Source organism: Exiguobacterium sp. Leaf196 (genome assembly GCF_001423965.1).
GTDB lineage: Bacteria > Bacillota > Bacilli > Exiguobacteriales > Exiguobacteriaceae > Exiguobacterium_A.
Genome location: NZ_LMPV01000011.1, coordinates 70,955 through 91,162, shown reverse-complemented (window position 1 = coordinate 91,162; position 20,208 = coordinate 70,955). Strand labels below are relative to the sequence as shown.

At 48.6% G+C, this 20,208-nt stretch carries 27 protein-coding genes; 21 read left to right on the top strand and 6 right to left on the bottom strand.

Features of this window, described 5'->3' with window-relative positions:
- The first annotated feature begins 34 nt into the window (after positions 1-34).
- Positions 35-634: a short chain dehydrogenase gene (locus ASG02_RS14145; protein WP_056064572.1), complete on the top strand. Its 600-nt coding sequence runs from the start codon at positions 35-37 to the stop codon at positions 632-634.
- Between the two features lie 39 nt (positions 635-673).
- Here ASG02_RS14145 and ASG02_RS15625 read toward each other — a convergent pair whose 3' ends face one another.
- Positions 674-847, bottom strand: a complete 174-nt coding sequence (locus ASG02_RS15625; protein ID WP_155960197.1) for a hypothetical protein — start codon at positions 845-847, stop codon at positions 674-676.
- A 129-nt stretch (positions 848-976) separates the two neighbouring features.
- Between ASG02_RS15625 and ASG02_RS14140 the strand changes: the two genes are divergently transcribed.
- The 4 genes from ASG02_RS14140 to ASG02_RS14125 all read left to right on the top strand — a co-directional run bounded on the left by ASG02_RS14140 (position 977) and on the right by ASG02_RS14125 (position 3,980).
- Positions 977-1,537, top strand: coding sequence for an isochorismatase family protein (locus ASG02_RS14140; protein ID WP_056064568.1), 561 nt, complete (start codon positions 977-979; stop codon positions 1,535-1,537).
- Positions 1,538-1,550: 13 nt separating this feature from the next.
- On the top strand, positions 1,551-2,033 hold the full coding sequence (locus ASG02_RS14135) for a GNAT family N-acetyltransferase (RefSeq protein ID WP_056064565.1): 483 nt from the start codon (positions 1,551-1,553) through the stop codon (positions 2,031-2,033).
- A gap of 14 nt (positions 2,034-2,047) precedes the next feature.
- Positions 2,048-2,923, top strand: a complete 876-nt coding sequence (locus ASG02_RS14130) for a phosphotransferase family protein (RefSeq protein WP_082478711.1) — start codon at positions 2,048-2,050, stop codon at positions 2,921-2,923.
- 64 nt (positions 2,924-2,987) lie between these two features.
- The gene (locus ASG02_RS14125) at positions 2,988-3,980 is read left to right on the top strand and encodes an NAD(P)/FAD-dependent oxidoreductase (protein ID WP_056064559.1); all 993 of its coding nucleotides are present in this window, start codon (positions 2,988-2,990) and stop codon (positions 3,978-3,980) included.
- 59 nt (positions 3,981-4,039) lie between these two features.
- Here the strand turns inward: ASG02_RS14125 and ASG02_RS14120 are convergent, their stop codons facing one another.
- Positions 4,040-4,372 (bottom strand): winged helix-turn-helix transcriptional regulator, encoded by a 333-nt coding sequence (locus tag ASG02_RS14120; RefSeq protein ID WP_369814222.1) that lies wholly within the window; start codon positions 4,370-4,372, stop codon positions 4,040-4,042.
- Positions 4,373-4,494: 122 nt separating this feature from the next.
- On the opposite strand from ASG02_RS14120, the gene ASG02_RS14115 reads away from it, so the two are divergent.
- The 11 genes from ASG02_RS14115 (at position 4,495) to ASG02_RS15865 (ending at position 11,740) form a co-directional block, all read left to right on the top strand.
- Positions 4,495-5,349 carry an SDR family oxidoreductase gene (locus ASG02_RS14115; RefSeq protein ID WP_056064554.1) on the top strand — a complete coding sequence of 285 codons (855 nt, stop codon included), beginning with the start codon at positions 4,495-4,497 and terminating at the stop codon, positions 5,347-5,349.
- A 74-nt stretch (positions 5,350-5,423) separates the two neighbouring features.
- Positions 5,424-6,278 carry a phosphate--nucleotide phosphotransferase gene (locus ASG02_RS14110; RefSeq protein WP_035411588.1) on the top strand — a complete coding sequence of 285 codons (855 nt, stop codon included), beginning with the start codon at positions 5,424-5,426 and terminating at the stop codon, positions 6,276-6,278.
- Positions 6,279-6,472: 194 nt separating this feature from the next.
- Complete coding sequence (locus ASG02_RS14105) at positions 6,473-6,898, top strand: DMT family transporter (protein ID WP_056064551.1); 426 nt, start codon at positions 6,473-6,475, stop codon at positions 6,896-6,898.
- A gap of 12 nt (positions 6,899-6,910) precedes the next feature.
- The gene (locus tag ASG02_RS14100; protein ID WP_056064548.1) at positions 6,911-7,573 is read left to right on the top strand and encodes a Crp/Fnr family transcriptional regulator; all 663 of its coding nucleotides are present in this window, start codon (positions 6,911-6,913) and stop codon (positions 7,571-7,573) included.
- A gap of 12 nt (positions 7,574-7,585) precedes the next feature.
- Positions 7,586-8,056, top strand: a complete 471-nt coding sequence (locus tag ASG02_RS14095) for a DMT family transporter (protein ID WP_056064545.1) — start codon at positions 7,586-7,588, stop codon at positions 8,054-8,056.
- Positions 8,057-8,058: 2 nt separating this feature from the next.
- Positions 8,059-8,760 (top strand): YjjG family noncanonical pyrimidine nucleotidase, encoded by a 702-nt coding sequence (locus ASG02_RS14090; RefSeq protein ID WP_056064543.1) that lies wholly within the window; start codon positions 8,059-8,061, stop codon positions 8,758-8,760.
- Positions 8,761-8,867: 107 nt separating this feature from the next.
- Entirely contained in the window at positions 8,868-9,305 is a 438-nt protein-coding gene (locus ASG02_RS14085) for a GNAT family N-acetyltransferase (RefSeq protein ID WP_082478710.1), read from the top strand.
- An 87-nt stretch (positions 9,306-9,392) separates the two neighbouring features.
- Positions 9,393-9,875 carry a GNAT family N-acetyltransferase gene (locus tag ASG02_RS14080; protein ID WP_056064537.1) on the top strand — a complete coding sequence of 161 codons (483 nt, stop codon included), beginning with the start codon at positions 9,393-9,395 and terminating at the stop codon, positions 9,873-9,875.
- Between the two features lie 97 nt (positions 9,876-9,972).
- Entirely contained in the window at positions 9,973-11,040 is a 1,068-nt protein-coding gene (locus ASG02_RS14075) for a YcjF family protein (RefSeq protein WP_056064534.1), read from the top strand.
- Positions 11,041-11,080: 40 nt separating this feature from the next.
- Positions 11,081-11,326, top strand: a complete 246-nt coding sequence (locus ASG02_RS15870) for a hypothetical protein (RefSeq protein ID WP_235514048.1) — start codon at positions 11,081-11,083, stop codon at positions 11,324-11,326.
- A 42-nt stretch (positions 11,327-11,368) separates the two neighbouring features.
- Positions 11,369-11,740: a redoxin domain-containing protein gene (locus ASG02_RS15865; RefSeq protein ID WP_369814224.1), complete on the top strand. Its 372-nt coding sequence runs from the start codon at positions 11,369-11,371 to the stop codon at positions 11,738-11,740.
- 60 nt (positions 11,741-11,800) lie between these two features.
- On the opposite strand, the gene ASG02_RS14065 is transcribed toward ASG02_RS15865, so the two are convergent.
- Positions 11,801-12,919 (bottom strand): glycosyltransferase family 4 protein, encoded by a 1,119-nt coding sequence (locus tag ASG02_RS14065; protein WP_056064531.1) that lies wholly within the window; start codon positions 12,917-12,919, stop codon positions 11,801-11,803.
- A gap of 193 nt (positions 12,920-13,112) precedes the next feature.
- On the opposite strand from ASG02_RS14065, the gene ASG02_RS14060 reads away from it, so the two are divergent.
- Both ASG02_RS14060 and ASG02_RS15620 read left to right on the top strand, forming a co-directional pair.
- Complete coding sequence (locus tag ASG02_RS14060; protein ID WP_056064528.1) at positions 13,113-13,955, top strand: neutral zinc metallopeptidase; 843 nt, start codon at positions 13,113-13,115, stop codon at positions 13,953-13,955.
- 83 nt (positions 13,956-14,038) lie between these two features.
- Positions 14,039-14,206: a hypothetical protein gene (locus tag ASG02_RS15620; protein ID WP_156359009.1), complete on the top strand. Its 168-nt coding sequence runs from the start codon at positions 14,039-14,041 to the stop codon at positions 14,204-14,206.
- A 55-nt stretch (positions 14,207-14,261) separates the two neighbouring features.
- Here the strand turns inward: ASG02_RS15620 and ASG02_RS14055 are convergent, their stop codons facing one another.
- Together ASG02_RS14055 and ASG02_RS14050 are read right to left on the bottom strand one after the other, a co-directional pair.
- Positions 14,262-14,630, bottom strand: coding sequence for a nuclear transport factor 2 family protein (locus tag ASG02_RS14055; protein WP_056064525.1), 369 nt, complete (start codon positions 14,628-14,630; stop codon positions 14,262-14,264).
- A 22-nt stretch (positions 14,631-14,652) separates the two neighbouring features.
- Positions 14,653-15,135 (bottom strand): Rrf2 family transcriptional regulator, encoded by a 483-nt coding sequence (locus tag ASG02_RS14050; RefSeq protein ID WP_035411554.1) that lies wholly within the window; start codon positions 15,133-15,135, stop codon positions 14,653-14,655.
- A 208-nt stretch (positions 15,136-15,343) separates the two neighbouring features.
- On the opposite strand from ASG02_RS14050, the gene cydD reads away from it, so the two are divergent.
- The 3 genes from cydD (at position 15,344) to ASG02_RS14035 (ending at position 19,545) form a co-directional block, all read left to right on the top strand.
- Positions 15,344-17,074 carry a thiol reductant ABC exporter subunit CydD gene (gene cydD, locus ASG02_RS14045; protein ID WP_056064522.1) on the top strand — a complete coding sequence of 577 codons (1,731 nt, stop codon included), beginning with the start codon at positions 15,344-15,346 and terminating at the stop codon, positions 17,072-17,074.
- Entirely contained in the window at positions 17,071-18,780 is a 1,710-nt protein-coding gene (cydC, locus tag ASG02_RS14040) for a thiol reductant ABC exporter subunit CydC (RefSeq protein ID WP_056064519.1), read from the top strand. Before cydD ends, cydC begins: the two co-directional genes overlap by 4 nt.
- A gap of 126 nt (positions 18,781-18,906) precedes the next feature.
- Positions 18,907-19,545 carry an alpha/beta hydrolase gene (locus ASG02_RS14035; protein WP_056064516.1) on the top strand — a complete coding sequence of 213 codons (639 nt, stop codon included), beginning with the start codon at positions 18,907-18,909 and terminating at the stop codon, positions 19,543-19,545.
- 37 nt (positions 19,546-19,582) lie between these two features.
- On the opposite strand, the gene kynB is transcribed toward ASG02_RS14035, so the two are convergent.
- Entirely contained in the window at positions 19,583-20,206 is a 624-nt protein-coding gene (kynB, locus tag ASG02_RS14030) for an arylformamidase (RefSeq protein WP_056064513.1), read from the bottom strand.
- Between the last annotated feature and the right edge of the window lie 2 nt (positions 20,207-20,208).

Genomic DNA, 20,208 nt, shown 5'->3' with positions numbered 1-20,208 from the left:
GATAGGTAAGCTAGACGTGAAAGGGGAAGGGATCATGCGAATTTTAGTAGTAGGAGCAAGCGGAACGATTGGACAGGCAGTCGTCGAACGGCTGAGTGAGCGGCATGACATCATTCGTGCCGGACGAAGCGGAGCGGATGTGCAAGTCGACATCACATCAGAGGAAAGCATTCGGGCGATGTATGAAGCAGTCGGTTCTGTTGATGCTGTTATCAGTGCTACAGGTGGCGCTCATTTTGGTTCATTGACGGACTTAACACCGGAGCTCAATCAAATCGGAATCGACAGTAAACTAAAAGGTCAGGTTAATCTGGTCCTACTTGGTTTACAGTCAGTACGAGACGGAGGAAGCTTTACGCTGACGACCGGCATCATGATGGACGATCCGATTCGCCAAGGCGCATCTGCTGCGCTGGCGAACGGTGGGGTCAAAGCGTTCGTTCATGCAGCGGCGATCGAGATGCCACGAGGCATTCGAATCAACAGTGTCAGTCCGAACGTACTGATTGAGTCGCTCGAGAAGTACGGACCCTTCTTCCGTGGTTTTGAAGCCGTTCCGGCGTCACGTGTCGCGACGGCGTTCGAAAAAAGTGTCGAAGGGGCACAGACGGGGCAAAACTACGAAGTTTATTAAATGAAAAAGCAGGTAGCGAAAAATCGCTACCTGCTTTTTTTACAGACCGGATAGGATATAACGTTCGATTCCGAAAAGTAATAGAGTGATCCCGAGACAAATGAGTAAGTTGCGTACGAACCAGCGACCTGTCATCGTCCGGTTCATGATCAGTTTCTCCAGTGTCAGATTGACGAGAAGCACACATAAGAAGATGACGCCAAACCAAATCATCCAGACACATCCTTTCTTTCTTCTTAACGAATCCAATAGCTAAAAAGTTTCGCGCCCGTCAGGAGCAGGAAATCATTCAGATGAGCGGGAAGGAAACAAGCAGTCGATTTTACAAGGAGGAACATGACGATGAAACAAGCGGTCCTAGTGATTGATTTTCAACAGGAACTCGTCGACGGAAACATCGAAGAACGTCCGGTATACTTAAAGGAACAAGTCGCGCACGTCATCGAAGCGGTCGTACTCGAAGCAGACGACAGGAACATCCCGGTCGTCTTCATTCGGGATCTAGATGTCGCTGGCGGAACAGGACCTGGGTTTGCAGTCCATGACTTGATTCCCGTTCCAACTTCTAGTGTCACGTTCGATAAAGCGGCGACGAATGCGTTCCATGGCACTCCCTTGCTCGATCATCTACGCCAAGCATCGATTGAACATCTGATTGTCTTAGGCTGTAAGACGGAGCACTGCATCGATACCGCGGTGCGCAGTGCGACAGTACATGGTTTTGATGTCACACTCGTCGCAGATGGGCATACGACGAACGGTTCCGATGTATTGACGCCGGAGCAAATGATCGCACACCACAATCAAGTCTTGCACGGTCATTATAACGTCGAACACTTTTCGATCGTTCGTCCGTCAACGGAAGATGTCTTCACCCCAATCCACAATGACTACCGGACATGAAGAGGAGAATAAGATGATTGAATTACGAAAAATGACAGCGTCCGATTACGATCGCTACGCGACGCTCGTCCAAGATGAACGTGTCATGCGTTACATCACGGAACAGGCATTAACAGATACGGAAACGAAACAACGCTTTGAGCGAATCCTTGAACAACAGCAGCACGACCGACTCGGATCGTATCTGATCTATGCCGAAGAGACATGGATCGGAATCGGGCACATGACCCGGAGTCAAACGCAACCGTTCGAAGCAGAGCTCGGTTACATGCTACTACCCGATCAGTGGGGACGCGGATACGGCACAGCCATTGCAGAGCGTCTCTTACAGTTAGCGACAGAAGAAGAGCTACAGGTCGTCACGGCGACGATTGATCCAGCACATGAAGCGTCGCGCCGTATTTTGATCGGATTAGGTTTTGAATCGACCTATGTTGGACCGATTGACGGTCTACCAGGTGAAACGCTACAGAAAATAGTGGGAACGACGGAATGACGCGAGACGAATAGATTGAACATTTTCAACTCGACGTCGCAGCATGCGCGACTGTCGACGAATCGTATAGTTCTGAAGTCGATCGTCTCGTCCTAACGGATGGTCAGGTCGTCTTCTTGAAGCGCCCGTATACGGCTGAAAAGTGGTACCGGGAACGTGGCTGGATTCATGCACTAGAAGAATTTGTACCCGTGCCGCACATCTTAGCTGAAGCAACTCCCGGGCAGACGACCGGGGCGTTCGTACTTGCTGCCTTAGCGGGACAGGCACCGATCACGATGAATAAAAAATTGGCGTACGAAATTGGTCGAACGCTCGCAATGCTGCATACGTGTACAGGAGAAGATTACGGCGAGTATACGGAAGATGGATTTTATGCCTATCCGGTTCAGGACTGGCGACGCTTCCGGAATGAAAAACTCGATGGATTCATGCCGTTCATCACGACCGAACTCGATCCCAGTTTTTTAGAGAACATCCAAACAGAGTTAGTCAGACGAGAACAGTCGTTACCGGAGCCTTCACGTCCCGTTGCCACACATTGTGACTTCCGCCTAGCAAATTTACTGACGGTAGGTGATCAAGTCACAGGGGTGATCGATTTCGAGACGACCCGCTACGGGGCCGTCGAGATGGACTTCACGAAGATCGTCCGTAATCTCAATACGTTCGGTTCCATTTACGTCACGGCATTTCAAGAAGGATACGCGACATTACACCCAGACGTGCCGTTTGAGACGTATCTAGCATACTATCGTTTGTGGGAAGCACTCACGGCCGTCGGCTGGTGCATCAAACGTGGACTAGAAGAGCACCGGGTGTTCTTTGAGGAGAACATCATGCTCATCGAGCAGGAATTACAGATGACAAGCATATCGGACGGGTATTGATTCACCCATGTCTTGGAAGAAACCTCTATACTTAGAGAAATGAGGAATATGAGGGGGAAGCGAGATGACAGGGAAACGAATCGGAATCATCGGTGGTGGACTCGCCGGAATCTTTGCGGCACGTCAATTGCAGGCAGCAGGACATGCTGTTGAAATCATCGAAAAAAGCCAGAGCGTCGGGGGGCGAATGGCGACTCGTCGGATTGATGAAGGAACAGCGGATCATGGTGCCGTCTTCTTCACGGTTCGGACGGAAGAGTTAGGACGCGAAGTCGACGACTGGCTTGAGAAAGGGTGGGTTCGTAAATGGTTCGGAACGGATTTTCCACGCTATGTCGCGACGGACGGCATGAATCAACTCGTACAAGCGATTGGTCGAGGGATTCCCGTCCAGTTGAATGAACAGGTCACGCATATTACGGCAATGGAGGACGAACTCGTCACACAAGCGACGGATCATCAAGGTGCGTATGATGCGTTACTTGTGACGGCGCCTGTACCGCAAGCATATGAACTGTTGCAGGCTTCTGATCTGGCGCTCGGAGAGGACGATCATGAGCAGTTACGCCAAGTGACGTTCGAGCCGACATTCGTGGGTCTGTTTGAAATCAAAGAGCGACTGACGATCGGGGAAGTCGGCCTACAAGACGAACAACTCGTCGATGGGATGTTAAAACTCGTCAATAATGCCGAGAAACAGATTTCGAAGACGACACTCCTGAGCGTCTATATGACAGCTCGCTTCAGTGAAGACTGGTACGAGCGCCCAGAAGAAGAGACACTCGCGGAAGTCGAGCGTCTGTTACAACAGCAACTCGGACCAGTGACGATTATCTCCCGCCAGCTCAAGCGTTGGCGTTACGCTCAGGCACGCGCAGTTTACCGGACACCGCATTTGAAACTGTCGTCACATCCACTTTGGCTTGCTGGTGATGCGTTCCTTGAAGCCGATGATGCGTCAGGACGGACGCGCGTCGAGAGCGCTATCATCTCCGGATTACGTGTCGCAGAAGCGATCGACACCCACTTACGTCAGACGGTAACAGCGACGGAATGAACGAAAAAATGCACTTCTTCTCTGACTCGAGAAGAAGCGCATTTTTTTGTTACTCACGATCATTTCACCTGAAAGTGTTGTTCACTCCAAGCTGCCATGTGATCAAGAATTGGTAAAAAACTATGACCAGCATCCGTTAGAGAATATTCAACACGAGGGGGAACTTCGCCAAAGACGTGCCGTTGAATCAACCCATCCGCTTCAAGCTCACGTAGCTGACGTGTCAATGTTCCCTTAGAGATACCTGTTAATTGTTGCAGTTCATGAAAACGATGTGTCCCGTGTGTCAGGTGCCACAGCAAGATGATCTTCCATTTGCCAGCGACCATCTGTTGGACCCGAGTGACTGGACAGGCAGTGCGTTGATTGGTCGTTGTATCGAATACAGCCACATTCATCCTCTCCCATTGGTTCGTTTTGAGGGACCTAGTTTCAGATAAGTGCCTACTTTTTTTAGTGTATCACCTAGCGTATCATGAAGAACAACATCAAACTTCAAAGGAGTGGTTTCATCATGAAATGGTTAATTACAGGAGCAACCGGAAAATTAGGCGCGCGGATCATGCAGCACCTCAGTGAACAAGTCGGCAACGAACATGTAGCGGTTAGTGTCCGCGACGTCGAAAAAGCAACAGAGCTTGCAGCACAAGGAATCGATGTCCGATACGGAGACTTTGATCAGCCCGAAACACTCGGACAAGCGTTTCAAGGAATCGATCGATTGTTGATCATTTCGACGGACGGTGAAGAGGCGACTCGGATCCGGCAACACCAAGCCGCTGTCACGGCAGCAAAAGAGGCAGGCGTCAAGCTGATCGGCTATACGAGCATCGCCAATGCGGCACACAGTACAAACGGACTTGCTCGAACGCATCGTGTCACAGAGGAAGCGATTCAAGCGACAGGTATCCCGTATGTCTTTTTCCGTAACAACTGGTATCTCGAAAATGAACTCGGAACGATTGACGCCGTCGCGCAAGGCGCAGACTGGTTAACGGCAGCAGGCGAAGGGAAAGTCGGATGGGCGTTACAAGATGAGTATGCGTTAGCCATTGCGACGGGACTGACGCTTGAGCATCCAAACCCCATCTATGAACTATCGGGTCCGTTGCATACACAAGCAGAACTCGCGACTGCAGTCGGAACAGTGCTTAACCGATCGGTCGCTTTAGATGAAGTGGATGAAGCGACATATGGTGAGCGGATGCAAGCAGCTGGCTTACCTGACTTCTTGATTCCAATGCTGACTGGTATCCAGGCAGATATCGCAGCAGGGACTCTGGCAGTAGAAAGTACTGATTTTGAAGCATTACTCGGTCGTCCCGTGACGACGCTGGAAGAGGGAGTCCGTCTCCTTTTGAAAAGATAAGTTCATCTGAACGTTTTCAGGATGAATGAGTAGGGTAAATCCCCTTTAGAAGCAATTAAAGGAGGAGCCCTACCATGAAACTGTCATCCTATCGTGTTAAGGAAGGCGAGCAAGTCTCGTTTTCGAATTACCCGACATCAGAAGAACATAAAATTTCGGAAGCAGAATTGCGAGAGAAACGGATTCCAAAAAGTGTTGAGACGTTACAAGAGTTACATTGGCGTTTGCATGCTGAAGAGAAAAATGGCGTCCTCGTCATCCTGCAAGCAATTGATGCAGCGGGGAAGGACGAGGCGATCAGCTATATCTTTTCTAACTTGAACGCACAAGGACTCCGAACGATTTCCGTCAAAAAACCGTCGGATACGGAGCAAAAACATGACTACCTATGGCGGATCCACGAAGGACTACCAGAAAAAGGGGAAGTCGGCATCTTAAATCGCTCCTATTATGAGGAAGTCATTGCCCCACGAATCCATGATTTGCTCGAGGAGGAAGAAAAGCCGGATGAGGGTGACGTGTGGCAGATGCGCTATCGTCAAATTAATGACTTTGAACGCTATCTCGTCGAGAATGGCTTCCGAGTCGTCAAGTTCTTGTTCCATGTCTCAAAAGAGGAGCAACGGCAACGGCTGTTGACTCGTCTGAAAGATCCAACGAAAAACTTCGAATTCTCGTTTAATGACATTGAGGAACGCAAGCACTGGGACGAATACCATGAGATTTTTGCTGAGCTTGTCTCAGCGACATCGACATCGTATGCACCATGGTATATCTTACCGGCAGATGACGAATGGTATTCCCGCTATATCGTCACCGAAGTCATGAATGACGTCCTGAAGGAAATTGATCCGCAATATCCAAAGCTATCAGAAGAGGATCAGGAACAGCTGGATGAAGCGATTAAACGATTGGAAGAAGAAGCATAAACTATTTAAACACATCAAAAGCGATTGTTCTCAGCAAGAGAACAATCGCTTTTTTAATACACTTAGAGTTGTATGAAATTCTATTTACTCATCATGATTTCTGAACTTCTGAACATCTCAGGACAAATGTCCTGTTCAAATCAGAAGGACTCTCGTTAAATGAGATTATCATGGAAGAAGAGAGGAGTATGCATATGCGTGGTATCTTATTTGCGATTGCTGGTGGCTTTTTCTTAACGCTTCAAAGTGTCGCTAATGCCCGGATCAGTCAAACGATCGGGACGTGGCAAGCAGCGACGATCACTCAGATGACCGGGTTCATCGTTGCGATCCTCTTAGCGGTCGTCTTACGGGATCGTAGTTTTTCAGCGATGCGCCGTGTCAAACCGCTCTATCTGGCAGGAGGTGCATTTGCGGCGATCATATTATTCAGCAACATGACGGCGGTCCACCTGATGGGTGTGACCTTGACGATTTCGCTCTTTTTATTAGCGCAATTAGCGCTGGCACTCTGGATTGACGGAAGAGGCTGGTTCGGCGTCATGAAACGCCGACTGCGGGGGCCGCAGATCATCGGCATCTTGATGATGGTTGCAGGCATCTTCATCTTAAAGAGCTAAGGAGGAGAAGAAGTGACGGACATTGTGAGCTATTTGGAACGGTATCAGTTAACGCATGTCTTTGATGTATCGCTACGCAAGGCGATGCACATCCAGACGTTCGCACCGGGTGAGGCTTTATGCCGACAAGGCGATGTTGCGCATGAACTGTACCTGCTCGTCGAAGGGAAATTGAAGATTACGCATATGTCGGCAACGGGGAAACGTCTCGTGTTGTCCTTCAAGCATCCGTTTGATCTCGTCGGCGATATTGAATTCGTCCGAAAGATTGATTTGATGAACACGGTCGAGGCAGTGACACCAGTAACCGTCTTACGCATCGCCTATGCGGATTTGGAAGAGGCACGTGTACATCATTCTGCTTTTCTATTATTTTTACTCGAGACGATCACGAAAAAGTTTGAATTGAAATCGCATACGCTCAGCTTCAATCTGCTGTATCCGGTAGAAGTTCGGCTAGCCAGTTATTTGCTGTCGATGACACCTGATACGGATGCTTTTGCGAGTAAGGAACTGGTCGATGCGGCAGATTTGATCGGGACGAGCTACCGTCATGTCAACCGTGTCTTACGTCAGTTCGTCGACGATGGGTTGATTCGCAGAACGCAGCATACGATTGAGATCATTGATCGAGACGGATTGATGGAGCGCGTTGGAGAAAGCATTTACGAATGAAAGAGGTGCGACATGGTTACGGGAATCATCCTTGCTCTTTGTGGGGGCATGCTCGTTTGTATTCAAAATACGTTTAACGCAAAAGTCAAAGAACATGTCGGTGCTTGGGCGACGACGACGCTAGTCCTTGGACTCGGGTTCCTCGCTTCACTGACGATTGGTTTGATCGTCGAAGGGTCACAATTGTTTGCACTCGAACAGGCGCAAACTTGGTTTTGGTTCAGTGGGATCATCGGTGTCGGTGTCGTCCTCTGTGTGACGCAAGGAGTTCAACAACTCGGACCAAGTCGAGCGATTTCGATCGTCATGGTGTCGCAAATCTTATTTGCCTTACTGTGGGATATGCTCGGTTGGTTCGGGTTACAAGCCGTTCCATTTACGTGGACGAAAGCACTCGGTGTGTTGCTGATTGGTGGGGGCGTACTGTTATTTCAACTGGGCGGGAAAACAACAACTGTACGACAAGTACGTAAAGGAGCTTGAAGATGTTTTATACGACAGTATTATTCGATATTGACCATACACTACTTGATTTTGAAGCGACGGAACGGATTGCCTTTCGCCGCCTGCTCGAGCAACAAGATCTAACGTGGACGATTGAGCGAGAAGCGCGCTACAAGGAAATCAATCACGCGCTCTGGAGAGCACTCGAACGGGGTGAAGTGACACGTGAGGAAGTCATTCACTCGCGATTCGTGACGTTCTTTGCGGAAGAAGGACGAGAAGTCAACGGACGAGAAGTTGACGAAACGTATCGCGGATACCTCGCGCAAGGGACGGAATTGATTCCGGGTGCGACTGCCCTGTTAGAGCAACTAGAAGGGAACGTCGAGATGTACGTCGTCACGAACGGGATTTCAAAGACGCAACGCGCGCGACTTGATGGCGCCGGATTAACGGACTTCTTTAAAGCGATTTTCGTTTCAGAAGAGACAGGTTTTCAAAAGCCGATGGCAGGATTTTTCGATCATGTGTTTGCGCAGATTCCACAATTCGACCCGGCGCGAACAATCATTATCGGAGATTCCTTGTCAGCTGATATTGCAGGTGGCAATCAAGCTGGTATCGCAACATGTTGGTTTAATCCAGAAGGAAAGCCGGCAACGGATATCAAGCCCACGTTTACGATTACCTCTTTAGCCGAACTACCTGCAGTGCTTGAAAACGCAGCAGTCCTTCAACAATGAATCAAATCAGTCGATAGGAAAGAGAAGGAAAGGGGGCGATCACCGTGCAACGATGTGATCAACAGACGCTGGAGGCAACTCCCGTCTAATTAAAAGGGGAAATGAACATGATTCAACTCGTACCGGTAACAGCAGAAAATTGGGAAGCTTGTTGTGAGCTGACGCTGACAGCAGAACAGCAGGACTTCATGGAAGCGAATGTCTATTCGATCGCGCAAGCGAAGTTCGAACCAAGCCTTGTCCTTCGGGCGATTATGATGGACGATACGGTTGTTGGTTTTGTGATGTACAACACGGAACTAGAAGAACTCGACGGTTACTGGATATACCGCATCATGATTGATCAGGCGCGGCAAGGGAACGGGATTGGGCGATTAGCGATGCAAGCCCTGATTGAAGAGATGCGAATGTTACCCGCAGCAAAACGAATCGTCGTCGGTTACCGACCGGATAATCAGGCGGCGCACAGTCTGTATACGAGTCTCGGCTTCATCGACCACGGGGATCGATTCGGTCGGGAAATGGCAGTACGATTAGAAGTATAAAACTTGATGAACCGTCGATTAAACAGGAGACTCCTGACATGCTGTCGAACTAGAATCAGCATGTGAGCAACAAAGGAGTCTGATGAAATGGAAATACGTCAAATGACAGCGGAAGATTACCCAGAAGTCGTCCGTATTTACGAACAAGGGATAAAGACGGAGAACGCGACGTTTCGCACGGAAGCATTACCGTACGAAGAATGGACGGGACATCACCATGAACACAGTCGTCTCGTTGCGATCGAAGGCGAGCAACTGCTCGGATGGGTCGCATTAAGTCCATTTTCTTCGATTCCAGCATACGCTGGTGTCGCTGAAATCAGTCTTTATATCGCGGAAGAAGCACGCGGTAAAGGTGTCGGCACACGCTTGATGGAAGACGTCATTAAAGCAAGTGAAGCAGCCGGCATCTGGACCCTGCAATCGCAAGTCTTTCCGGAAAATCAAGCGAGTCTCCGCCTTCATGAACGTTTTAATTTTCGGGAAGTCGGTCGCCGGGAGCGAATTGGTCGGCTCGGAGGCAGATGGCGCGACACGGTATTGCTCGAGCGACGAAGCACATACCTTTAAAAGCAGGCAAGTGGACGCAATGTTCCCTTGCCTTCTTTGTGTTGAAAGCAAGGGATAACGGGAAAAGACAGACAGCAAAAGAAGGGGAGGGATCACGATGGATGATTTTTTTGGTGAGGGACTTGAGACCAATCAACAAAAGCGGAAACGCAAACTGGAGGAAATCTTTGATCAGTCGTTTGAATCGGAGCGACGGGATTTTAATCAATCGTTGGAGCAGGACGTGACGGTTGCTCTGATCGGAGATGTCAATGCGGGGAAATCCTCGACCTTGAACGCAATTCTTGGTCGCGAAGTCGCAACGGTCGGAGCACGCCCAGGTGAAACGGTCCGCATCGATCAAGTAAGGCAACATCCGGAAGATAAAGTCATCTTCGTCGATACACCGGGACTAAATGATGCCAATACACAGAACTCGGAAGCGACATGGACGTATTATCAAAGTGCCGATGTCATCCTTTATTTTTTAAATGCGGCAGGTACTGTCTTGTCTGAGACAGAGACGAAGAATTTCCAGAAAATCTATCAACATAACCAAAATGTCTTGATCGTTGTCACGAAGATGGATGCGACGGATGATGTCGACACGATCGTTCGCCATATTGCAGAAAAACTACCAGGACCAAAAATCATTCCCGTATCAGCACGAGAAGGAACGAATATTGATCGGCTCCGCCGGGAGGTCCTCGATATCTTAAAAAAGTTCGACAAGGATAATGTGTTCGTTCGCCAGATGGATCCGACCGTTCGCGGGAAGATCGCCAACAATTGGATCGTGGGTGCCGGAACAGCTGCTGGTGCGATCGGTGCTGTCCCGTTTCCAGGAGCTGATATCATTCCGTTGACTTCAATTCAAATCGGCTTGATGCTCAAGTTATCAAATCTGTATGAACGGCAGTTATCCAAGGAGAGTGCCAAAGAGTTGCTTGTCGTGACAATCGTCGGAAACTCCGGGAAAACGGCTTTTCGACAAATAGCGAAGCTAGTTCCGGGATATGGTGCCGTCATTGCCGCGGGAGTCGCTTCGACCGCCACCCTTGCACTTGGATATGGAACGAAATATGTCTATGAGAATAAGCTCGAACTAACGCCGGAACAACTAATGGGATTCGTCAAACGATTCCGAAAGAAGGCGGAGGAGTCGTCAGAAGAGACAAACGAGTAATCTCCTTGCTATTCCATACAGCAATGAAGGGGGAGAACATATGACACGACTACTCGAAGAAATCAAACAATATCAATCGAAATTCCGACAAAAGGCACCTGCTGAGAAACAACGGTTGATGGCGGAAGCGACAGCTGAACTGGCTGCTTCTGGAGTCGCACAAGGTCTAGGTGTCGGTGACACAATCCCACACTTTACATTACCCGATGTATCTGGAGAACCAGTCGCAATCGAGACATTACTCGAGCAAGGTCCTGTTATCTTAACGTTCTACCGGGGTGGCTAGTGTCCGTACTGCAATCTCGAGCTTCGCGCGTACGAACGGTAAATCGACCGAATCCGCGCTCAAAGAGCGACTGTCATTGCAATTAGTCCGGAGACAGCTGATTTTGCTGAGCAAATGGCGAATAAGAATGCGTTAAGTTTCCCTGTCTTAAGTGACGTTGATTTACATGTATCCCGTCAATTTGATTTGGTGTTCGACTTGCCAGATTATTTGATTGAGATTTACAAAGCATCGGGACTTGATGTAGCGAAGCACAATGGAAATGAGGATTGGCAGTTACCGAAACTGGCGACGTTTATCATTGATACGAATGGTGTGATTCGTTTCGTAGAAGTGCCGTCCGATTATACGAAACGCGTTGATCCAGAACACATCCTCCAAAACCTTGAACAGAATAAAAAGTATGAAGATTGACTTAAACGGTCTGGCTTCTCTCTACTTGTTGGGAGAAGTCAGACCGTTTGAAGTTTCCCTTTATTTTGTATCAAGAAGTACTCGTCTCAGCCATTCTTGAAATTTAAGATCAGTCTGTTGCCAATCCATTGCCCGTGCGAAATGATGAGCGGAGATGCGAATGGCTTCGTACTCCTCTGGATCTCGGAAGCAAGCTCGCATTTCGGCAGCGAGTGCACCAGGTGTTTTGTTTTTAGCCATGTAGCCTGTCATGCCGTACTGAACGGCGTCTCGGACACCAGGAGCATCATATACGATGGATGGTGTTCCGACCGCCGCCGCTTCAATAATAGAAAAACCTACGCCTTCACGTATGGAAGGGAAAAGGAGAGCGGTGGCACGACTCATCATGCGGCGCGTTTCTGTTTCAGTGACTGAATCGTAATATGTGATAGCATCCTTCACTTCTTTAGGAAGGGGAAGTGTAAGGTATTGCAAAAGATGAGAGCTGTTACGGATACCAATCAGCCAGAGGCGTGTCTCAGGAAACTCACGTTGGACCATGAGGAATGCCCCAATCGCATCTTGAAGTTCTTTTTCGTTCAGACGGTTGATATATAGAAAGGTTGGAACATGTTCTTTTAACTCCCATTCCTGTTCAGACCATGGGGAAAAAGAAAGTCCTGGCGATAACATCGTGATATGACTGTTAGTAAAACCAGCACTTTGCAGTTCATCTACAACAGAGGGGCTGATAGTCAAGGCATGACTATCTTTATACCAGCTTAACCGTCGAGTCTCTGTCCATTCGCCAAGCTTTGAAAAAGGAAAAACAAGTGTCGTCGACCAACGCTCACGAATCAATTGATAAAGAAATAAAGTTCGTTTATGACGTGGAACATAAAGTGGTGTGAAGAAATGAAACCCATTCAAATGATCCAGAACTAAATCAATCGTTTTAGCATAAGACCAGTAATAATAAAGTGCATATGGAATAAGAGAAGCTGTCGTACCATAACGGAGGTAAGTGATACCATCTCGATACTCCGTCGGTGATCCGCCCTTGAATGAGACAGACAAATGGGTAACTCGGTAGGTAGTACTGACACGCCGCAACATTTCATGAATAAAAGTTTCAGCTTCTCCGGCTTGTGGATGTCGAGCATCACGCCAAGATAAAAAAAGTAGATGAGGTTTCATGTCGTACCTCCTTTGCGTAGAAAAAATTGGATCCGAAAGATCGGTTCTGCTAATAATCTTCTCTAAAGTAGAAGGATATTCCTAGAAAATGCATCAAATCAATAGACTTCTGTTTCATCCATGATGTCCTGAAGCGTTACGTATAAAAGCTTTTGGGTAAAGAACAATAACGAAACGGGTAGGAGGAAAGCGCATGAAATGGAAGGGAAGAGAACGGAGTTCGAACGTCGAGGACCGGCGGGGAATGGGTGGGAAAGGAATCGCCGGTATCGGCGGTGGTGTCGGGATCATCCTGCTGATCGTCATCACTTTGATGGGCGGTAATCCAACTGAACTACTCGGAGACTTAACCGGTGGGGATCAGCAAAATACGACGTATGAGGAAACAGCGCAGGAAAAAGAAGCAGCGGACTTCGTCTCCGTCGTCTTGGCCGATACGGAACGAGTCTGGACGAAAGAATTTAAAGAAGATGGTAAGACCTATAAAAAACCGACACTCGTCTTATATACGGATCAAGTTAGTTCGGCTTGCGGACAAGCAGGGAAGTCCGTCGGTCCCTTTTACTGTCCCGGTGATCAGAAATTATACATTGATTTAAGCTTTTATGATGAACTGCAGACGAAATACGGAGCACCGGGCGATTTTGCGATGGCGTATGTCATTGCGCATGAAGTAGGGCATCATGTCCAGACGTTACTTGGAAAATCGGATGAGATCATGCCACTTCGAAAGCAAATGAGTGAGGAGAAGTTCAATAAATACCTCGTTCGATTCGAGCTACAGGCAGATTATTATGCCGGCGTATGGGCGCATCACGCGCAAGGAGAAAACTTGCTCGAAGAAGGCGATCTTGAAGAAGCGTTGACAGCAGCCAATGCTGTTGGGGACGATACGTTACAAGAGAAAGGACAAGGATATGTCGTACCGGAAAGTTTCACTCACGGCACATCGGCGCAACGAGAGCGTTGGTTCCAAAAAGGCTTTGATAACGGCACGATCGAAGGTGGAGACACATTCAAAGCGAAGAATCTATAAAACGAAGTAAAGACATACCTTTTGAAACATTTTCCAGTCGTTTCCGTAAAGAAGAGAGAAGGATTCAAAGGGGAGTGTCGAAGTTGAAGCACATCAGTCTATTTTTGTTGCTGTATACGGCTGTCGTCGTATTGACGTACATCGTGTCACGATTTGCGCCAAACTTGTTGGTCTACATGGTCTATATTGCGATTGCGTCGTTACTCGGCATCACGGGCTATTTATTGAAACGGCTTGTACTGAAACGTTAAATACCAAAAAGGGGCTGACTCACATGTCAGCCTTTTTCGCTATTTAAAAGCAATCTTATGAACGGAACATCGTCGGATCATCTGGAACGTTCTCCAGGTAAGTGATCCGTCCGTTTTCATTAAGACGTGCGATATCTTTTCCGTCTTGCGTGAAGACGCTACCGTCTGCCCGTTTTCCGCAAACTGCCCAGCGTGTTTCATACGTTCCTGGTGTTGTTTCTTCCCAGCCGGCGTACATGTGCTTAATATCCTGATTCGCCGTGAACACATGACGGATGAATTGTTTCCAGGCGTCGATGCCGTGCTTTGGTTGTCCGTTCAGAACGAACGTGATGTCTGTCGTAAACAAGGAAACGAGATCCTCGAACGCTTGTGCGTCCGTGCGTGACGCGTCGAATAAGTCGAAATAACGATTCAATACCATAGTAAAAACCTCTTTCTGTTCATTAAAGTGTCATCATCCGATCTGTGATTAACGCATGCAACCGTTCTAAATGTTCCGGTGGACAGGAGGTATCGATTGCTTGACGGATCGAGCCGATTGATTCGCGCTTCAACGTCGATTGCCAAGCATCTTCTGCCTCTGTCATCAGATTCGAGAGCAGACCGATCTCCTGTTCCTGAATCCCCATCAAATCTTCAAAGACACCACTTGACGCGTACAATGTCTGTTTGCCCTCAATGGCTTGATAGACATCGAAGATTTGAATTTCTTCTGCCGGACGTCGCAAGCGAAAGCCCCCTTTGACACCAGGTACGGAATACAACAGATCCGCCTGAACGAGTTTTCGTAAGAGCTTTTGGAAATAGGTCGGTGAAGCACCGAGTTGCTGACTAATGAACTCACCGGACAAAACGGCGCGCTCCGGCAGGAAGGTTAAGAGCAACATCGCATAAACGGATTGCTCGACTCCTGTTTTCATTTGCATAGAAAGACTCCTTTCGTTAAACGTGGATAATGTATATCCATAATAGTTCGATGATGAAAAATTGTCGAATGATATGCTCTCACAAAACCGTCACACCTTTTCGACAGCATCTGCATGGCATCCCCGTTCCGGATTCGGTATACTAAATGTACGATATGTGAAAATATTCACTAAAAGTCGTTCACACTTTGTGAAAGGACGTTTGTATATGAATCCATTAAAAGGAATCGTCCAGATTCCACGTAGTATTCTCATTCAATTCATCATTGCGGCTTTCTTAATGGGGGTCGCGGTCGTCGGTCAGTCATACGGCATCGTGTTGACGGTCGATCGCATTTTCCTAAAAGAACAACCGTTTGAAGCTGTCATTCCGTTACTACTCACCGTTCTCGGTATGTTGTTGCTCCGAGTCGCCGTGACGTATTGGAACGGTCGTCTTGGTACGACGTTATCGGCACACATGAAGCAGGCGCTTCGGGAAGCACTCGTTGCGAAATATACGAGTCGCTCAGTCGAGATGATGCTACAAGGGCAAGCGGGACAGAAGGTCAGTGTCTTGCTCGATGCAGTAGACGAGATGGACAGCTACTATAGTCAATATTTGCCGAAAGTCGTCCAGACGACGATCGTTCCCTTGATGGTCTTGATTGCGGCATTCAGCTATGACTGGATCACGGGTCTTGTCATGATGATCACGGCGCCGTTCATTCCGTTGTTTTACATCATCATCGGCATCATGACGCAAAAGCGGGCCGATGCTCAACTCGAGAAGATGACGGCATTCTCAGGAACGTTCCTCGATACGTTACAAGGACTGACGACGTTGAAGTTATTCGGTCGCGCGAAACGACAGCGTGACGTCATCGAAAAAAGCAGTCTCGATTTCCGAGATGCGACATTAACGGTCTTGAAGCTCGCCTTCTTGTCGTCATTGATGCTTGAGTTCATCTCGATGCTCAGCATGGGAATGATTGCACTTGAAGTTAGTCTGCGTTTGATTCTGTTTCAAAGCATCACCTTTATCCCAGCGTTCTTGATGCTCGTGTTGGCACCAGAATACTATCTTGCCTTAAAAGAGATGGGGGCTGCTTTCCACACGGGACGCGGTAGTGTGGCAGCAGCGAAACAAATCGCAGCCGAATTGACGGCAGACGATCGTCCTGTTGCATTCGGTCAATCGGAACTCACGATGAATCGTCCACCACAAATCGTCTTGGATGAAGTCGGCTTTACGTACCAAGAAGGACGTTTTGCCTTGCAAGATATCGGGCTTACGATTGAGCCGTATCAAAAGGTAGCGTTAATCGGTCGCAGTGGGGCCGGTAAATCGACCGTCTTGCAGTTGATTGCCGGACTCGCGGATCCACAAGAAGGACGGATTCTACTCGACGGAACCGAGCGCGGTCAGGTGGAGGAAACAAGCTGGTTTCGTCAGTTGAGCTACATTTCTCAACATCCTTATCTGTATGCCGGAACACTGGCAGAAAACATCGCGATTGGTGAGCTTCGTCAAGCGACGCCGGAAGAGATTTTCGAAGCGGCGCAGGCGGCAGGGCTCGAGGAGTTGATTGCGACGTTGCCTGAAGGGATCGACACGGTGATCGGAGAAGGTGGACGCGGTCTATCGGGTGGCGAAAAACAGCGTGTTGCGTTAGCACGAGCGTTCTTGAAACGCCCGAACGTCGTCGTCTTTGATGAACCGACGACTGGACTTGATGTCAAAACAGAGCGACTGCTCCAACAAGCGATTGAGCAACTCGGACAATCGGCAACGGTCATCACTGTCGCGCACCGTTTGCATACGATTGAACGATCGGATCAAATCGTCGTTCTCGACGGCGGACGAATCGTCGATCGTGGCACCCATGATGAATTGCTTGGTCGCGATTCGGAATATGCGCGGATGCGTAGCGTCCAGAGAGGGGAGGAAACACGATGAAGGAATTATTAGGAGTCTTTCGGTTGATGGTGCATCAAAAACGCGATATCGCCTGGTCGATCTTCTTCGGTGTCCTCGCCGGTGTGACAGCGGTCGGTTTATTCGCAGCAAGTGGTTACCTGATTTCAAAGGCAGCCTTGTTACCACCGATCCAGACACTCGCCGTCTTGATCGCCCTGCAAAAAGTGTCGAGTCTGACGCGCGCCGTCAGTCGGTATGCGGAACGTTACTATTCGCACCGGGCGACGTTTACGATCCTTAGTGACATCCGAACGTCATTTTACCGTCGTCTCGAGCCGCTTGCGCCAGGGATTTTTGGTAAGTACCGCAGTGGTGACTTACTTGCGCGGATCGTCGGGGATGTCGAGAGTCTACAAAATACGTTCTTACGTGTCCTCTATCCACCGATCGTGTTACTGCTCGTTTTCTTCTGTACGATTTTTTTCGTCAGTTTCTTCTCATGGACGATTGCCGGGATTCTGTTGCTTGGTTTAATTCTGACCGGTTTCTTGATTCCGGGATGGTTCGCGTACCGTGAACAACGCTTCGCCCGTTCAGTCCGTGTTCGACGTGGTGACTTGTCGACAGAAGTGACAGAGTTATTCCAAGGCTATCGTGATTTGAAGATTTACCAACAGCTCGACCAAAAGGAACAGGACTTGAATGCCGTCGCGAAACGGTATGTCGAGGAAGAGAAACGTAATGGTTTACACGCTGTCTCGAACCTGGCCTTAAATACGATGGTGACGTTGATCATCTCTTGGCTTGTCCTCGGTGTGGGTGCCTATCTCGTCGCAAGCGGACAACTCGAGGGAGTTTTCCTCGCTTTACTCGTCATGACATCGCTGACCGTCTTTGAAAATGCGGCACCGATGGCGATCTTACCCGGCTTTTTTGAAGATAGCCGCCATGCTGCGAAACGACTCGATGAAGTCGTGACTGAGCAAGAGGAGCCGACGTACGCTCCGTTCGTCCTCGATCAGGCACCGTCCTTTGAAACGAATGCGCTGACGTTTACGTTTCCTGATGCACCCCGTCCAGTCTTACGTGACGTCACTGTTTCGATTCCGGCTGGTAAGAAGACGGCAATCGTCGGAGCGAGTGGTTCCGGGAAATCAACGTTACTTCAATTGATGTTACGGATGTATCCGACGGACGGATTAACGATTGCTGGACAGGACAGTCAGACGGTTGATCCGGAAGGACTCTGGCAGCACGCGAATGTCGTCCTGCAACAAAATCACTACTTTTATGGAACACTTCGTGATAATCTACTTCTCGCAAACGAAGCAGCGACGGACGAAGCGATGCGACAAGCACTCGATGATGTCGGATTAACGACATTCGAGTTGAGTGATCGTGTGTTTGAAAAAGGAGAGAACTTATCCGGAGGAGAAAAACAGCGGCTAGCGATTGCCCGCGTGCTCTTGCGAGAAGCATCGCTTTACTTGCTTGACGAACCGACGTCATCCGTTGATGCTTTGACGGAACAGATGATTCTCAAGCGACTGTTTGCGCGAGCAACGGATGCGACACTGGTCCTCGTCAGCCACCGCTTAGCAGGTCTTGAAGCGATGGATCAAATCATCGTCATGGATCAGGGTCACGTCATCGAAGTCGGAACGTATGCCGAATTGATGACACGACAAGGGGCGTTTTATGAGTTAAAACAAGTCGAGCAGTCGGTGTTTGCTCCGATTGGATAAAAAAAGTATGAAAGGCAATGAATCAAGTAAGGTTCATTGCCTTTTTTATTTAGCTTGGAAGAACTGAAAAGACATGACAGTCTACTTCTGAAATGGTAAAGTCTAGAAAAAACATAGGGGGATTTCATGCATATCAAACAATCATCCATCGTCGTCGATCAGACGACCGTTTCATATGATCATTTTCAAATGGGATCCAAACAGGTCTGCTTCTTGATTTCGGGAGCATCGTACGTATACGACCATCCATACTTTTACTACAGTCGAATGGCATTACTCGCGCGAGGCATCGATGTCATCTGCATTCACTATGTGACAGAAGATCTATTTTCGATGTCAGACGCTGAATCAAATGCCTGCATGACGCGCCGAGTTGACGCTGTCGTCTCGGAAGTGCTTGCGACGCATCCATACGAAAACGTTCAGTTTATCGCAAAATCGTTAGGAACGATTCCGCTTGCCGCGTTACTTGCTAAGCCGAGTCTACAGACAGCACGCTTCGTTTTCTTAACACCCGTCCTAAATGAAGTGGTTGAACAAATCGCCACATCGACGCAAGTTGGACTGATCGTCATTGGCACGGCCGATAAGTTTTATGATGAGGCAGCACTTGAAACGTGTCGGACATCACAATTAATGATCGATGTTATCGAAGGAGCGAATCATTCACTCGATCAAGGATTTGAGGTCGATTCGTCACTTGCAGTTCTCGGACATGTCATTCGTCAGATCGAAGCCAGTCTATTCGAACCGCTACATCAGTAAAAAATCCGTCCAGCAGAGAGGCTGCTGGACGGATTTTTTAGTATGGACGAAGTAAGGCGCGAACGGGACTACCATCGCCGTCGACGAGCGGGAGCGGGACGGCATTCAAGTGGTAATCACCAGGCGTGATCGCATCGAGGACGAGTCCTTCGAGGATATGGATTCCATGCTGTGCCAGTGCGTGATGGGCTGCCATTTCCTTGCTATCAATCGCATCGACGCTTGGTAAGTCAAGACCAATCAGCGAAATCCCGAGTTCTCCGAGACGTTCAGCAAGACTTGGTGTCAACACAGGAATCGTCTCTGGGAAAGTCGATTTGTCGATCCAACCATCCGTTTTGATGATCAAGCGCTGGACGTCATTTAGCTCAAAGCCATCTAAATCAGCGGCTGTGATTTCTGTACGACCTGGTAAGTAAATGACACGCGCATGTCCGATATAGAGGTCTGGATCCAGGTCGATGATTTTTTGTCCAGCATCATCAAAATGAAACGGCGCGTCGACATGGGTACCGGTATGCAGACTCATCGTAACTTTGCCGACGTTAACGGAACCGGTGTCTGCCTTATTCCATGTCAATGTGGCTTCAAACGGTGTATCCCCCGGCCACGTCGTGACGTGACGATCAAGTGGTTGTGAAACATCAATCCATCGTGTCATCG

Excerpts from the sequence above, each read along its gene's own strand:
- ASG02_RS15870 (WP_235514048.1), top strand. The coding sequence starts at position 11,081 with ATGACACGACTACTCGAAGAAATCAAACAATATCAATCGAAATTCCGA.
- ASG02_RS14090 (WP_056064543.1), top strand. The coding sequence starts at position 8,059 with ATGTTTTATACGACAGTATTATTCGATATTGACCATACACTACTTGAT.
- ASG02_RS14125 (WP_056064559.1), top strand. The coding sequence starts at position 2,988 with ATGACAGGGAAACGAATCGGAATCATCGGTGGTGGACTCGCCGGAATC.
- ASG02_RS14115 (WP_056064554.1), top strand. The coding sequence starts at position 4,495 with ATGAAATGGTTAATTACAGGAGCAACCGGAAAATTAGGCGCGCGGATC.
- ASG02_RS14050 (WP_035411554.1), bottom strand. The coding sequence starts at position 15,135 with ATGCAAATGAAAACAGGAGTCGAGCAATCCGTTTATGCGATGTTGCTC.
- ASG02_RS14075 (WP_056064534.1), top strand. The coding sequence starts at position 9,973 with ATGGATGATTTTTTTGGTGAGGGACTTGAGACCAATCAACAAAAGCGG.
- ASG02_RS14080 (WP_056064537.1), top strand. The coding sequence starts at position 9,393 with ATGGAAATACGTCAAATGACAGCGGAAGATTACCCAGAAGTCGTCCGT.
- ASG02_RS14105 (WP_056064551.1), top strand. The coding sequence starts at position 6,473 with ATGCGTGGTATCTTATTTGCGATTGCTGGTGGCTTTTTCTTAACGCTT.
- ASG02_RS14095 (WP_056064545.1), top strand. The coding sequence starts at position 7,586 with ATGGTTACGGGAATCATCCTTGCTCTTTGTGGGGGCATGCTCGTTTGT.
- ASG02_RS14085 (WP_082478710.1), top strand. The coding sequence starts at position 8,868 with ATGATTCAACTCGTACCGGTAACAGCAGAAAATTGGGAAGCTTGTTGT.
- ASG02_RS14145 (WP_056064572.1), top strand. The coding sequence starts at position 35 with ATGCGAATTTTAGTAGTAGGAGCAAGCGGAACGATTGGACAGGCAGTC.
- ASG02_RS14060 (WP_056064528.1), top strand. The coding sequence starts at position 13,113 with ATGAAATGGAAGGGAAGAGAACGGAGTTCGAACGTCGAGGACCGGCGG.
- ASG02_RS15625 (WP_155960197.1), bottom strand. The coding sequence starts at position 847 with ATGATTTGGTTTGGCGTCATCTTCTTATGTGTGCTTCTCGTCAATCTG.
- kynB (WP_056064513.1), bottom strand. The coding sequence starts at position 20,206 with ATGACACGATGGATTGATGTTTCACAACCACTTGATCGTCACGTCACG.
- ASG02_RS14110 (WP_035411588.1), top strand. The coding sequence starts at position 5,424 with ATGAAACTGTCATCCTATCGTGTTAAGGAAGGCGAGCAAGTCTCGTTT.
- cydD (WP_056064522.1), top strand. The coding sequence starts at position 15,344 with ATGAATCCATTAAAAGGAATCGTCCAGATTCCACGTAGTATTCTCATT.
- ASG02_RS14055 (WP_056064525.1), bottom strand. The coding sequence starts at position 14,630 with ATGGTATTGAATCGTTATTTCGACTTATTCGACGCGTCACGCACGGAC.
- cydC (WP_056064519.1), top strand. The coding sequence starts at position 17,071 with ATGAAGGAATTATTAGGAGTCTTTCGGTTGATGGTGCATCAAAAACGC.
- ASG02_RS14135 (WP_056064565.1), top strand. The coding sequence starts at position 1,551 with ATGATTGAATTACGAAAAATGACAGCGTCCGATTACGATCGCTACGCG.
- ASG02_RS14035 (WP_056064516.1), top strand. The coding sequence starts at position 18,907 with ATGCATATCAAACAATCATCCATCGTCGTCGATCAGACGACCGTTTCA.
- ASG02_RS14065 (WP_056064531.1), bottom strand. The coding sequence starts at position 12,919 with ATGAAACCTCATCTACTTTTTTTATCTTGGCGTGATGCTCGACATCCA.
- ASG02_RS14140 (WP_056064568.1), top strand. The coding sequence starts at position 977 with ATGAAACAAGCGGTCCTAGTGATTGATTTTCAACAGGAACTCGTCGAC.